We start from the raw sequence: 12,563 nt of genomic DNA, 5'->3' as shown, positions 1-12,563 counted from the left end.
GCGCCGCGTCAGGGATGTCGGCATTCAATGCGACAAGGTTTCCAACGTTACATCCTCGGGTTCATAAAAGCGGACTGGCAGGAAACGCCCTGATTGCCGCCGCCTTTCTTCTAGCCCTCTCCCGCGAAAGGGGGAGAGGGCTAGAAGGCAGCTCATCACTTAATCTCGGACGTCCTGCGCATAGTCCGACATCTTGCGGAGTGGCGAACACCGTATTCGTCGACTGCCGGTACCGCTTAGCGCCGCTCGAGCAGGCGCCCGATCCCCTCGTGCCGCGCGGGTGCCTCGCGTCCGCATTCGCGCTCGAGCTTGTCGCGGATCGCGATCAGTTCCTTCTCGCCGAGATGCTCGATCCCGATGAACTCGTTGCGACCGGTGTCGAGCGCGCGGATCAGTTCGTCGAGCTTGGCCTGGATCGCCGCGGCGTCGCGATTCTGCGCGTTCTGGATCAGGAACACCATCAGGAAGGTGACGATCGTGGTGCCGGTGTTGATCACCAACTGCCAAGTATCGGACCAGGCGAAGAGCGGCCCGCTGATACTCCAGCCGACGATGATGAGGAACGCGACCGCGAATGCCACCGGCCGTCCGGCCCATGCCGCGACCGCCTGCGCGAACCTTTCGAACAACCCGCCCATCCCGATCCTCCCGCTTTGAGGCAGGTTAACCGGAGATAAGGCTGCGGTCACCCGCGATCGGCGGCGAGGGCCGGGAGACGCCCAAACGCAAAAGGGGACCGGCATTGCTGCCAGTCCCCATGTCACCGGACTTCGGCTGCTGGGTCCCGAAAGACCGTGCGGCCTGGTTTCGGCGGCATGCTCCACTCGCGCCGGCAAGGGCATGCGAGCTTCGCGTCGGTCACCGGGGCGGGTCCATCCACGCGTTTCCGAAGAAACAGTCTTTTGTTCCGGCCTTCGATGGCCCGCTTCATGCCTTCGTCCGAGGGCGGAGGCAGGAAGCCTTGCTGGACACGATTTCCCGAGCGATCCATCGGCGTCGGCTCGTCGCGTGCGCGGCGGCCTTTGCCTTGGGCTTCTCTCTTCGGGCCGATCCTTTCGCGATCTGCCGCTTGCGCGGGCCTATCGCTTCGGGCTCGTCCATCAGGCAGTCCGTTCGCTTCCGTCCGCGCTTGCGCGCCGATTTCGGCAGCCGTTCCGCCCGGCTCCGGCATCCTGCACATCGCCGCGACGCTTGCGCGTCGCTTTGATCCGCCGATTGCCGATGCGTTCGCATCCCCGTCTCGTTCCAGCAGGTTTCCCGAGGGCAACTTGCTCGATCGAGCCGTGTAAGTGTTTGATCCTGCTTTGGTTTCCCGCTGCCGAACCGTCTTTCTTACAAGGCTGATGCTGTCACCGATCCCGAGTCGCGCAAAGCGCGAAATCGTCGTCCAAGGCTGTGGATAACGTGAATAATGGGGACAGTTTCGGCTAGGGCGATCCCGGGGTCCATCCGGGCGCGGCAAGCTCGAAGCCGGCAAAGTCGAAGCCGGGGACGACCACGCAACTCACCAGCGCCCAGCCGGAGCGTGCCTCGGTCGATTGCCAGCGATTCGCCGGCACCAGGCATTGGGGCGCATAGCCCTGGGTCACGTCGCCGCCAAGCGCGATCGTCTCGATCGCGCCATCCGCCTGTTCGACGAGGAGCGCGAGCGGCGACCCTGCGTGCCACAGCCACAATTCGTCGGCATCGACGCGGTGCCAGTGCGAGCGCTGCCCCGCTTCGAGCAGGAAGTGGATCGCCGTGCCCGCCGACCGGCCGCCGCCCTCGCCGGGCGCGCGCCACGTCTCGCGATACCAGCCGCCTTCCGGGTGCGGCGCGAGGCCCAGTGCCTCGATAATCGTTCCGGGAGCGTTCATTTTACCAACTCCAACGTCAGATGAGCGGAACGTAGTTTTAGGTTCATGAAACCACGCGGCGCCAAGGGACGTTTCGCTACCGGTTTCTGTAAGTACAATCGATATGGGAGTGAATCATGCGTAAGTTCATCGTCGCGCTCAGCGCGGTTGCAGTGGCCATCCCCGCTGCCGTTGCCCTTCCCGCCCCCAAGGCCGAAGCCAAGGCGGCGTCGTACGAATATAGCAGTGACCTCCAGCGCCGCCGCTATGCCTATCGCGAATGGCGCGGTCGTGACGGTCGCCGTTATTGCCGCAAGTCGAACGGCACCACTGGTCTGGTCGTCGGCGGCGTCGCCGGCGCGCTGGTCGGCCGCTCGATCGACACCCGCGGCGATCGCGCCGCCGGCACCCTGCTCGGCGCGGCCGCCGGTGCGCTCGCCGGCCGCGAGATCGACCGGAGCAGCAGCAACAACGGCCGTCGCTGCCGCTAAGGCTACGGCCTGAGACTGCACGCGGAGCATTAACCTTGGCGCTATAAGCACCGGTTATGCTCCGCGTGCTCGTCCTCTCGACTCTGTTCCCGGACGCGACGCGTCCCAATTTCGGCATCTTCGTCGAGCGCCAGACGCTCGCATTGGCCGAGCGCCCCGAGGTCGACGTGCGCGTCGTCGCGCCGATCGGCCTCCCGCCCTTCCCGCTCGACCGCCTGGCGCGCCATCGCGGCATCGCGTCGCTGCCCCGGTGCGAGACCTGGAAGGGCCTGTCGGTCGATCGTCCGCGTTTCCGCACCTGGCCCGCCACCGGCGGGCGTTTCCATGCCGGCGCACTCGCGCGCGCGCTTATGCCGCTGCTCGCGCAGATCCGCCGCGACTTCCCCTTCGACGTGATCAACGCCGAATTCTTCTTTCCCGACGGCGTCGCGGCGATCGCGCTCGGCCGGCGCTTCGGCGTGCCGGTGTCGATCAAGGCGCGCGGCTCCGACGTGCATTTTTGGGGGCGCAATCCGGCCACCGCCGCGCAGATCCGCGCCGCCGCGCATGCCGCAGACGGCCTTCTCTCGGTCTCCGAGGCGATGCGCGACGACATGACCGCGCTCGGCATGCCGGGCGCGCGCACCGAATGCATCGTCACCGGCGTGGACTTTGCGCGCTTTGCCTCAGAGGACCGCGCCGAGGCCAAGGCAGCCCTGGGAGTCGACGGTCCCTTGATCCTGTCGGTCGGGGCGTTGATTCCGCTCAAGGGCCATCAGATCGTCATCGACGCCGTTGCCGCGATGCCGGGAGTCCGGCTTTGGATTGCCGGCGAGGGCCCGCATCGTCCGCAGCTCGAAGCCCAGATCGCGCGCCTGGGGCTTGGCGACCGCGTGCGCCTGCTCGGCTCGGTCGCGCATGCGGAGTTGCCGAACCTGCTGACCGCGGCCGATGCGATGGCATTGGCGTCGGAGCGGGAAGGACTCGCCAATGCCTGGCTCGAGGCGCTGGCGAGCGGTACGCCCGTCGTGATCCCCGATGTCGGCGGGGCGCGGCAGGTCGTCCGCGGCGACGCGAGCGGGCGGATCGTCGCGCGCACGCCGGAGGCGTTCGCCGCGGCACTTGCCGAACTGATCGCCTCGCCGCCCGATCCGGCGTCGGTACGCGCCTCGGCCGCCCCGTTCACCTGGGCCGCCAATAGCGAGCGCCTGCACGTTTTCCTGGCGCGGCTTGTCGCCGAGCATGGCAGCAAGCCCTCGTAGCGCGGGCGGAACGAGTCGCGCGGCGCGCCGTTGGGGATGCGGGGCGGACTCGGAGAGACGACATGGCGAACCACGACGGCAACCCCGACACTGCGATCATCGGCCGCGACGCGGATACCGCCGAGCGTGACGGCAGCGACATTGCCGATCAGCTCAGCGAGACCACCTCCGAAGATGCCGGTGGCAATGTCAGCGGCACTGCTGCCAATGGCGCGTGCGATCTCGACATCGTCTTCGAGCCCGAGGACGTCGACACTCGCCATTGAGCGCTTGCGCGCTTTTGCGATCCTGCGTTGACTCGACGGGCGTTGTTCCGTGACACTGGTGTTACGATACGCGGAGGATGAAGATGGCCGGCAAGAAGAAGAAGGACGACAAGGGCGCAGCCGCCAAGGGCAGCTTTCTGCCCAAGAGCGTCTCCGGCGTGAAGCTGCCCAAGGCGGTGCGCGGTAAGCTAGCCGATCTCGCCAAGCACCCCGTGGTGGCGGAAATCCTCGCGGCCGGGCTCGTGGCGATCGCCGCCAGGCTCAAGAACGAACCCAAGGTGCGCAAGGGCGCGGCCGATGTCGCCGACGCTGCCAAGAATGCGGCTGAGACCGTCGCCCAGGCCGCGACCGACGTGACGACGGCGATCGCCAAGCCGGTCGCCAAGCGCGCCCGCAAGGCGCCCGCCGCGGCCAAACTTAGCGCCGAGGCGAGCACCAAGCCGGTGACGCGCCGCGCGCGCAAGCCCGCGGCTGCGGCTGCGGCCGCCGCTCCGGCGCCGACCGAGACCTCGGCCAAGCCGCCCGCGCGCCGGACCCGCAAGCCTGCCGCCGCCGCCGCGGCGCCCGCTGAAACCGCAGCCAAGGCGCCCGTGCGACGGACCCGCAAGGCCGCTGAGAGCAGCACCGCCAAGCCGCGCGCGGCACGGCGGCCAACGCCGAAAAAGCCGACTTCCCCGAAGACGCCGGAATGATCCGCTGCTAGCGACGCTCAGGGCACCATTTCGAACGGGGGAATCATGCGCCGCACCAGCCGCGAGCCGGAACTTCACGGACCGGAGCACGCGCTCGAACGCCTGGCTTTCTTCTCCGACGCCGTCTTCGCGATCGCGATCACGCTGCTGATCATCGAGATCCGCGTCCCGGAGATCCACAAGACCGCCGGCGATCGTGAGTTCCTCATCGCGCTGGCACAGCTGATCCCCAATTTCGTCGGCTTTTTCGTCTCGTTCTTCGTGATCGGCTCGTTCTGGGCCGGCCATCACCGTATCTTCGACGGCGCGCGCCACTGGAGCCCACGCATCGTGCTCCCCAATTTGCTGGTGCTCTGCACGATGGCGGCGACCCCGTTCTTCACGGCGCTGTCGTCCGAATATTACGGGCATCGCGTACCGGTGGCCTTTTACTGCGGGTGGTTGGCGCTCGCCGCGCTCGCCAATATCTGGCTGCAGCGGATCGTCACCTCGCCGCCGGTGGTGGGCGAGCACATCCCCGCCGATCAGCGTGCGATGCTGCGGGTGCGCGGTTATGCGACGTTCCTCGGCGCTTCCACCAGCCTCGTCGTCAGCCTGTTCGTGCCGGCGCTCGGCCAGCCCGCGCTGCTGACGATCATCCTATGGCGCCTGATCCTGCAGCGATTCCGCCGGCCTCGCTGAAACCCATGCCCCGCGCTGTCCGTTGTCGGGCGGAAAGGACGCAACTCATGCCCGACAGCATTCCCGGTGCCAGCCCGGACAACATCTCCACCGAGCATCAGAAGCCCGGCGATGCCACCCGCCCGAAGGACACGCTCGACAGCGAGAACGACGCCGCGCATTGGGCGAAGGACTTCGACCCCGGCGCAGATGCGGGCAAGGCGGAACCGAGCGGCAATCCGACCGGCTGACCGGATCAGCGGTGGCGGTGCGCCGCCGCCCAGGCCTTGGCCTGGCTGTCCGCGAGCGCGACGAGATCGCCCTGCGCGAGGTTCATGTCGATCAGGTGCAGCCCCCAGGCCTTGAGGATGTGCGTCCCCGCGACGACGTCGCCGGAGATCCGGTCGGTGCGCGGGTCCGCCGGATCGGCGTTCACCGTCACGGCGAGATAATTGAAGCCGTCGCGGCGAACGCATTCGGTGGAGAGCAATCCTGGCACGCTGACGAAGGTCGTGGTCACGGGTCTGTCGTCGCTGGTCCAGGGCGGGGTTGGCTGCCCGCCGCCGATCATCGTGCCGTTCGCCGTGAGATAGGCCCGCGCCACCGCCTTGCCGCCGCCCAAAGCCGCGGGATTGGTGCAGCCGGCCTCGACCCCGGGCCGGTCGCCCTTGCCGAAGCGCGTGTCGGGCGGGGGCGGCGAATCGGCGCGGAAGCTCGCATAGGTGACGATGCACCCGCTCTGCGCGGCGCTCCGGCACAAGGGCGTATGGATGAAGAGTCCGCCGACGTCCTTGCCCTCGGGCACTGGCACGCTGCTGCCGATCAGCATCGCCGAGATCATCCGATCGGCAACAGGCCTTCCCTCGATCTCGCGCTTGAGCAGCTGGGTCAGGATCAGCGATCCCTGGCTGTGGCCGATCAGGACGACGCCGCGGCCTTGGTTGTCGTGCGCTATATAATCGTCCCATGCCGCCTTGACGTCGCGATAGGCGAGATCGCGGTCGATCGTCGGGGTCGCGCCGCCGATCATCGCGCGCAAGGCGGTCAGCGTTACCTGGCGGTACATCGGCGCGAACAGCCGGCACTTCGCGGCGAAGCGCGCCGCCTGGAACTGCACCACGCGCCGCTCTTCCGCTCCAGGGACGAGATCGCTGTTGCCGCCGGGATCGGTCGAAATCGTCGGATAGACGTAGAAGCAGTCGAAACTGGGCGCCTTGGCCGCGGCGAAATGTTCGATCGTGCGCGTGCCGTCCGCGGCGATCACCGTGGCATCGAGATCCTGCTCGCAGGCCTGGTTGTGCCCCGGCCGGCAGAGCCAGTTGGCAGGCTCGCGATAATCGGGATCCGGCGCCTGCGCGGAAATGGCGAGCGACAAGGCGAACAGCGACAGCATCGACAACCTCCCCCGTGATCACCGCCATTCTGTGCGCCGCGCGCGGCCTCGTCCAGCCGGAAGCTGCCGGAAACGCGAACGGCCGCCGGGGCGAAGCGGATGCCTCGCCGCCGGCGGCCGTCGCGATTGGCTCTCAGAGGGTCGGGTTGACCAGCTGCGGCTGCGGCATCTTGCCGAGGCGGACCTGGCGGCCGAAGATGTCGCGCATCAGCGCGAGCGAGAAGAGATGCGCGTAGATGAGCGGCAGCATGCCGTTCTGGACGATCTTGCGAAGCTGGTCGCCGCGCAGCTCGTTGAGCTTGTTCTCGTCGATCATCATGAAGCCGCGATAGATGAAGGGCTGCTCATTGCCCTCCTGCTGGATCGTGACTTCGCCGTCGATCAGGATGTCGAGCTCCTTGAGGTCCTTCATGAACATCGCGGTGCGCGCGCCGGCCTGCTCGAACTGCTCGTTGAACTGAAGGATGTTCTTGGTGGTCTCGGTCGGTTCGCCATTCTCGAACAGCTTCTCGCCGTCCTCGAACGCGCCGATCGTATCCGACGACGGATCGAAGCAGAGCGACAGCTCGTCGGCGTCGGGACGCAGGCGGGCGAGCAGATAGGGATAGCGGCGGATATAGGCCGGCACGTAGAAATTCGGTTCGAGCAGCGTGCCTTCGTCGTCGAAGAAGGTATTCACGCCCTCGTTGAGGCCCATCAGCGCCAGCGGCACGGGATCGTCACCCACCGAGAACACGATCGGCAGGTAACGCTGGACCAGCGGGAATTCCTCGACCGTCACCGGCACCGCATGCTGCTTCGCGAGGAAGGGCGCCTTGTCGCGGATGCGGATGCGGAAATCGGCGTGCTGCTGGCTCGAAAGCGGCTCGAGCTGGTTGTAGAACAACGGCAGCGACTGTTGTGGCGCACTGGCCATCCGAAACTCTCCTGAAAAGATTGGGCTGAAATTCGGGCGAAGGTCTATGGTCTCGAAGGCTCGGGCGCAAGCGCGACTAGTTTCCCCGGATTGAGAATATTCCGGGGGTCGAGCGCCGACTTGACCGCGCGCAGCACGGTCATCCGCGATGGCGCGCTGAGCCGTGCAAGTTCGTCGCGCTTCATCTGGCCGATGCCGTGTTCGGCGGAGATCGATCCGCCCGCCGCGACGACCATGTCGTGGACATGGCGCGAGATTGCCGGCCCGTCTTCGGCATACCAGCGCGCCGCATCGACCCCGGCGGGCGCGCGGACGTGAAAATGGACGTTGCCGTCGCCGAGATGGCCATAGGCCACCGCCTCGGTGCCCGGAAAGCGCGCCTCGGCCTCGGCCCCGCCCTCGACCATGAAGCGCGGCATGTCCTCGACCGGCACCGAGATGTCGTGCTGGAGCGCGGGGCCGCCGGCGCGCTCGGCCTCGGAGATCGAATGGCGGATGCGCCAGAAATCCTCGGCCTGCGCCTCGCTCGCGGCGATCACCGCGTTGCCGGCCAGGCCGCGCTCGAGCGCGGGGGCGAGCAGCCGCTCGAGCAATGTCGCGGGCGTTTCGACGCCAGGATCGGTCGCCACCGCCTCGATCAGCACGTGCCAGGGATGCGATGTGGCGAGCGGGCGGCGCGTGCCCGGTACGTGCCGGAGCACCCCCGCCAGCGTCGTATCCGGCAGAATCTCGAAGCTTTCCACCGCATGGGTGCCCGCCTCGAGCGCGCGCAGCAGTTCGAGCGCCTGGGCTGGGCTGTCCACGCCCACCCAGGCCACCGCGCGTGCCACCACGCCGGCGACCAGCCGCAGGGTCGCCGCGGTGACGATGCCGAGCGTGCCCTCGGCACCGATCAGCAACTGATTGAGGTCGTAGCCGCGATTGTCCTTCTTGAGCGCCGCCACGCCATTGTGGATCGATCCGTCGGGGAGCACCGCCTCCACCCCGGCGACGAGGCTGCGCATCGTCCCAAAGCGGAGCACCTGGGTGCCGCCGGCATTGGTCGAGACCAATCCGCCGATCGTCGCGCTGCCGCGCGCGCCGAGATCGAGCGGGAAGCGGCGGCCGACCGCCTCCGCCGCGCTGCGCAGGTCTGCAAGGATCACCCCGGCTTCGGCCACGGCGAGGTTGCTCGCCGCGGAGAGTGTGCGGATCCGGTTCATCCGGCGCAGCGACAGCAGCAGCGCCGAGCCGTCTGCCGGTGGTGTCGCGCCGCCGACCATCCCCGTATTGCCGCCCTGGGGGACCAAGGGCACGCCCGCCTCCGCCGCCAGCGCGACGATCGCGGCGACTTCCTCGGTCGAGCCGGGGGACAGCAATGCCGGCGCCGCGCCGTGATAGCGCCCGCGCCAATCGCTGACCCAGGGCGCGATCGCCTCGGCATCAATGGTCGCGGCCTTTGCGCCGAAGCGTTGCAGGACGGTCTCGACAAGCTGGCTTTGGGCTGGTGTCATGGCCGCGCCGGATTAGCAGCCGCGCATTAGTTCATCCACTGTTCAAAACTGTGCGGTAGAAGCCCCGACAGACATGTTGAATCCGCTGATTGCCGCCTCCGGTCTGTTGTTGCTGTTCGCTGCCCCGGCCTCGCCGCCGGAGCCGCTCGACTGGGATATGGACGCGATGCAGTTCCAGCAGCGAATCACCATCCACGTCCCCCGGCTCACCGTCAGCCGCACGACGATCGTAGTGCGCACCGCCCGCGCGGTTACCCTTGTCGAGAAGAAAGCCGACGATTGCGTCAAGGTCGAGGATCTGGCCGGCTTCTCGGTCAATCGCTTCGACAGCGTCGACCTGGCGCTCAAGAACGGCAGCTTGCTCCGCGCCAAGCTCGGCAACGATTGCCCGGCACTCGGCTTCTACAACGGCTTCTACGTCAAGGCGAACAAGGACCGGAAGATGTGCGCCAAGCGCGATTCGATCCGTTCGCGATCGGGCCGGCTGTGCGCCGTCCAGTCGTTCGCCGCGCTGGTCCCGGCGCGCTGAACTTCTCCGCAGCTTGACATTCGCGGCCAAATCCGCAAGCGCGTGAAGGCTTTGGCGGCGTGGATGATCATGCCGATTTTCCGGAAAAATACATGAGCTTTGCCGATCTCGGCCTTTCCGACGACCTCCTGCGCGCAGTCACCGACGCGGGCTATAGCGAGCCGACGCCGATCCAGCGCCAGTCGATCCCGCCAGTGCTCATGGGCAAGGACCTGATCGGCATCGCGCAGACGGGCACCGGCAAGACCGCCGCTTTCGTGCTGCCGATGATCGACATCCTCGGCGAGGGGCGCACCCGCGCGCTGATGCCGCGCAGCCTGATCCTCGAGCCGACGCGCGAACTCGCCGCGCAGGTCGCCGAGAATTTCGAGAAATACGGCACCAACCACAAGCTCTCGATGGCGCTGCTGATTGGCGGCGTGCAGATGGGCGACCAGGTCAAGGCGCTGGAAAAGGGCGTCGACGTGCTGATCGCGACGCCGGGGCGGCTGATGGACCTGTTCGGCCGCGGCAAGATCCTGCTGACCGGCTGCAATCTGCTGGTGATCGACGAGGCCGACCGGATGCTCGACATGGGGTTCATCCCCGATATCGAGGAAATCTGCACCAAGCTGCCCAAGAACCGTCAGACTTTGCTCTTCTCGGCGACGATGCCGCCGGTGATCAAGAAGCTCGCCGACAAGTTCCTGACCGATCCTAAGCGCGTCGAGGTCGCCCGCCCGGCGACCGCGAACGTCAACATCAAGCAATGGGTGGTGCCGGTCGCCGCCTCGGACAAGCGCAGCGTGCTGCGCGACCTGCTCCGCGCCGAGGACGTCAACACCGCGATCATCTTCTGCAACCGCAAGACCACGGTGCGCGAGCTCAACAAGAGCCTGCAGAAGAGCGGCTTCCGCTCGACCGAGATCCATGGCGACATGGACCAGGCGAACCGCCTCGCCGAGCTCGACCGGTTCAAGAAGGGCGACGTCAACATCCTCGTCGCGTCCGACGTCGCGGCGCGCGGGCTCGACATCAAGGGCGTCAGCCACGTCTATAATTTCGACGCGCCCTGGCATCCCGACGACTATGTCCACCGCATCGGCCGTACCGGCCGCGCGGGCGCGACCGGGGTCGCCTATACCCTGGTCACCGCCGAGGACGCCGAGAACATCGCCGAGATCGAGAAGCTCACCGGCCTGAAGATCGAGCGCCTGAAGCCGGCCAAGGGCGAGGCTGCGCGTGAAGACGCGGCGGAGAAGCGCGAGGCTGCGCCCCGCCGGCGTGGCGGTCGCAAGGCCGAGGCCGAGCCGCGCGCCAAGGCGCAGCCCGCCGAAGCGGCACCCGAGCGCGAGCCCCGGCCTGCGCGTGAGGCGGAGCCGCGCCGCGAGCGTGGGGAACGCGGCGCCCGTGGCCGAAGCCGCGACGAGCGCCCGCGTGATGAACGCCCGCGCGACGAGCCGCGGCGGCATGCCCAAGCGGCGTCGCAGGATGGGCCTGACGATGGCTGGAACGGCCCGGTCCCCGACTTCCTGAATTATACGCTCGGCGCGTGAGCGATTCCGCGGGCACTGGATCGCAACCGATCCAGTCGCCCTGCACCGGCATCTGCCGGATCGACGGCATGACCGGCTGGTGCGCCGGCTGCGGCCGGACGATCGACGAGATCGTCCGCTGGGGCACCACCGGCCCCGCGGATCGCGCGCGCGTGATGGCGGAATTGCCGGCGCGGCAGGCGCGGGGTGGCGGGGGTCCTTAGGGCGACGAACGATCGACTATCGAGCCCCTCCCCTTCAGGGCAAAGGCTTTTGCACGCAATAAGGCGACTGCCGGCTCTCCTTCTCCCCTTTTCGGAAAAGCAATGATTGGCTCGGCCATGCCCCCGGCATGACCGACCTGATGCGCCCACAAGGGGAGAAGGAATATATGCCCGGCATCAACTTTCAGGAACGCGGCCGATCCGGTACGGCCCCGCGCGCGCCTCGAGTGGCTGTCCCTTCCAGCTCAGCTGCACCCGGCCCTCGCGGACAAGTTCGTCGACCGCGGCGTGGACCGGCGGCATCGCGTCGCGCCAGTCCATTGCGTTGGTGCTCGGACCTGGGATCGAGGCGAGCGCACGCGCCACTTCGCTCGGGCACACCGTCGCGCCCGGCGCGCGGGCGGCGAGCAGTGCCAGCGCCAGGCCGCGCGCATCGTCAGCCGCCTTTTTTGGGTTGATCGTCACAAAGGCTCAACGCCCCGATCCTCAAGCGCGTTTCCGCAAGCGGCGTCGCGCCGTGCAACGGCTGCGGCGCGGCGGCGTTCTTAGGACCTCCTCGCACGCCCGGAGCCGATGATGAGCAAGCTCAGCGCAGAAGACCGCGACGACCTCGAAAAGGGCGACTTCGCCTTCCCCAAGGAGCGCAAGGAACCGCTCGAAAATGCCAGCCATGTCCGCAACGCGATCGCGTGCTTCAACCAGGTGAAGCATGTCAGCGACAAGGAGCGCGACGCCGCGTGGAAGCGGATCAAGGCGGCCGCGAAGAAGTTCGACGTCGAAGTGAACGAATCCAGCTGGCGCGAGATCGGGAAAGACTGAGTCCGCGGCGAGCCACCGCCTGAGATTGGTCACTCGGCGAGCAGGCGCGCGGCCGCGCGGCAACGCGTCTAGCGGCGCGACCCGCCCGGCATGCCCCGAAGTGCGAGCGCCGGGGAATAGTCGGTCATGGTCATGAATATGCTGTCGACCTTGGTCACCAGCTTGCCGCCAGCCTCGGAGGCGGCGACTACCGCGCGCCATTCGGGATCCTCGCCGAACGCCTTCCAGTCGGCATCCCGCGCCGCGCGGCTGGGATAAGCGAGCACATAGACTACGCGTCCCTCGGGCGCCTGCTCGGTCGGCTGCTCGTTCCAATAAGCGACATTGTGCATGCCGTGCTTGGCGAACAGTGCCAGCGTGTGCTCGCGAAAGCGCGTATTGAGTGCGGCGAGCTTGCCCGGCGCGGGATAATAGATCCGCAGTTCGTAGATCGCCTTGCGCGGATCCAGCTCGGCCTGCCGGCCAGAGGCCGGCCCCGCCTGCCCCGCCC

17 protein-coding genes are annotated in these 12,563 nt (G+C 67.6%); 10 read left to right on the top strand and 7 right to left on the bottom strand.

Going from position 1 to position 12,563, the window contains the following annotated elements:
* Positions 1-236: 236 nt before the first annotated feature.
* Complete coding sequence (locus AC3WJI_RS07570) at positions 237-638, bottom strand: low affinity iron permease family protein (RefSeq protein WP_492756651.1); 402 nt, start codon at positions 636-638, stop codon at positions 237-239.
* Positions 639-1,427: 789 nt separating this feature from the next.
* Positions 1,428-1,856 carry a cupin domain-containing protein gene (locus AC3WJI_RS07565; RefSeq protein WP_492756650.1) on the bottom strand — a complete coding sequence of 143 codons (429 nt, stop codon included), beginning with the start codon at positions 1,854-1,856 and terminating at the stop codon, positions 1,428-1,430.
* Positions 1,857-1,972: 116 nt separating this feature from the next.
* Here AC3WJI_RS07565 and AC3WJI_RS07560 point away from each other — a divergent pair, with 116 nt between their 5' ends.
* The 6 genes from AC3WJI_RS07560 (at position 1,973) to AC3WJI_RS07535 (ending at position 5,436) form a co-directional block, all read left to right on the top strand.
* Positions 1,973-2,326, top strand: a complete 354-nt coding sequence (locus AC3WJI_RS07560; protein WP_492756649.1) for a glycine zipper 2TM domain-containing protein — start codon at positions 1,973-1,975, stop codon at positions 2,324-2,326.
* 56 nt (positions 2,327-2,382) lie between these two features.
* On the top strand, positions 2,383-3,567 hold the full coding sequence (locus AC3WJI_RS07555; protein ID WP_492756648.1) for a glycosyltransferase: 1,185 nt from the start codon (positions 2,383-2,385) through the stop codon (positions 3,565-3,567).
* A gap of 62 nt (positions 3,568-3,629) precedes the next feature.
* Positions 3,630-3,833 carry a hypothetical protein gene (locus tag AC3WJI_RS07550; RefSeq protein ID WP_492756647.1) on the top strand — a complete coding sequence of 68 codons (204 nt, stop codon included), beginning with the start codon at positions 3,630-3,632 and terminating at the stop codon, positions 3,831-3,833.
* Positions 3,834-3,916: 83 nt separating this feature from the next.
* Entirely contained in the window at positions 3,917-4,525 is a 609-nt protein-coding gene (locus AC3WJI_RS07545) for a hypothetical protein (RefSeq protein WP_492756646.1), read from the top strand.
* A 45-nt stretch (positions 4,526-4,570) separates the two neighbouring features.
* Complete coding sequence (locus AC3WJI_RS07540) at positions 4,571-5,206, top strand: TMEM175 family protein (protein ID WP_492756645.1); 636 nt, start codon at positions 4,571-4,573, stop codon at positions 5,204-5,206.
* 47 nt (positions 5,207-5,253) lie between these two features.
* Positions 5,254-5,436, top strand: coding sequence for a hypothetical protein (locus AC3WJI_RS07535; RefSeq protein WP_492756644.1), 183 nt, complete (start codon positions 5,254-5,256; stop codon positions 5,434-5,436).
* Positions 5,437-5,441: 5 nt separating this feature from the next.
* On the opposite strand, the gene AC3WJI_RS07530 is transcribed toward AC3WJI_RS07535, so the two are convergent.
* The 3 genes from AC3WJI_RS07530 to AC3WJI_RS07520 all read right to left on the bottom strand — a co-directional run bounded on the left by AC3WJI_RS07530 (position 5,442) and on the right by AC3WJI_RS07520 (position 8,987).
* Positions 5,442-6,578: a DUF3089 domain-containing protein gene (locus tag AC3WJI_RS07530; protein ID WP_492756643.1), complete on the bottom strand. Its 1,137-nt coding sequence runs from the start codon at positions 6,576-6,578 to the stop codon at positions 5,442-5,444.
* Positions 6,579-6,711: 133 nt separating this feature from the next.
* Positions 6,712-7,494, bottom strand: coding sequence for a SapC family protein (locus tag AC3WJI_RS07525; RefSeq protein WP_492756642.1), 783 nt, complete (start codon positions 7,492-7,494; stop codon positions 6,712-6,714).
* A gap of 44 nt (positions 7,495-7,538) precedes the next feature.
* On the bottom strand, positions 7,539-8,987 hold the full coding sequence (locus AC3WJI_RS07520) for an FAD-binding oxidoreductase (RefSeq protein ID WP_492756641.1): 1,449 nt from the start codon (positions 8,985-8,987) through the stop codon (positions 7,539-7,541).
* 73 nt (positions 8,988-9,060) lie between these two features.
* Here AC3WJI_RS07520 and AC3WJI_RS07515 point away from each other — a divergent pair, with 73 nt between their 5' ends.
* From AC3WJI_RS07515 to AC3WJI_RS07505, 3 genes are all read left to right on the top strand, one after another.
* Complete coding sequence (locus AC3WJI_RS07515; protein ID WP_492756640.1) at positions 9,061-9,516, top strand: hypothetical protein; 456 nt, start codon at positions 9,061-9,063, stop codon at positions 9,514-9,516.
* Positions 9,517-9,608: 92 nt separating this feature from the next.
* Positions 9,609-11,051 (top strand): DEAD/DEAH box helicase, encoded by a 1,443-nt coding sequence (locus AC3WJI_RS07510; protein ID WP_492756639.1) that lies wholly within the window; start codon positions 9,609-9,611, stop codon positions 11,049-11,051.
* Complete coding sequence (locus tag AC3WJI_RS07505; protein ID WP_492756638.1) at positions 11,048-11,254, top strand: DUF1289 domain-containing protein; 207 nt, start codon at positions 11,048-11,050, stop codon at positions 11,252-11,254. The genes AC3WJI_RS07510 and AC3WJI_RS07505 overlap by 4 nt, the downstream gene beginning before the upstream one ends.
* A gap of 177 nt (positions 11,255-11,431) precedes the next feature.
* Here AC3WJI_RS07505 and AC3WJI_RS07500 read toward each other — a convergent pair whose 3' ends face one another.
* Complete coding sequence (locus AC3WJI_RS07500) at positions 11,432-11,719, bottom strand: DUF3253 domain-containing protein (RefSeq protein ID WP_492756637.1); 288 nt, start codon at positions 11,717-11,719, stop codon at positions 11,432-11,434.
* A 111-nt stretch (positions 11,720-11,830) separates the two neighbouring features.
* On the opposite strand from AC3WJI_RS07500, the gene AC3WJI_RS07495 reads away from it, so the two are divergent.
* A complete protein-coding gene (locus AC3WJI_RS07495; protein ID WP_492756636.1) occupies positions 11,831-12,073 on the top strand; it encodes a DUF6582 domain-containing protein in 243 nt (80 codons plus the stop codon).
* Positions 12,074-12,141: 68 nt separating this feature from the next.
* Here the strand turns inward: AC3WJI_RS07495 and AC3WJI_RS07490 are convergent.
* A partial coding sequence (locus AC3WJI_RS07490; RefSeq protein ID WP_492756635.1) for an NIPSNAP family protein occupies positions 12,142-12,563 on the bottom strand: 422 nt, incomplete at its 5' end.

The sequence above is a fragment of the Sphingomonas sp. FW306-1B-B10E genome (genome assembly GCF_058782005.1).
Note: the sequence above shows the minus strand (reverse complement) of the source record. Positions and strands in the feature narration are given on the sequence as shown.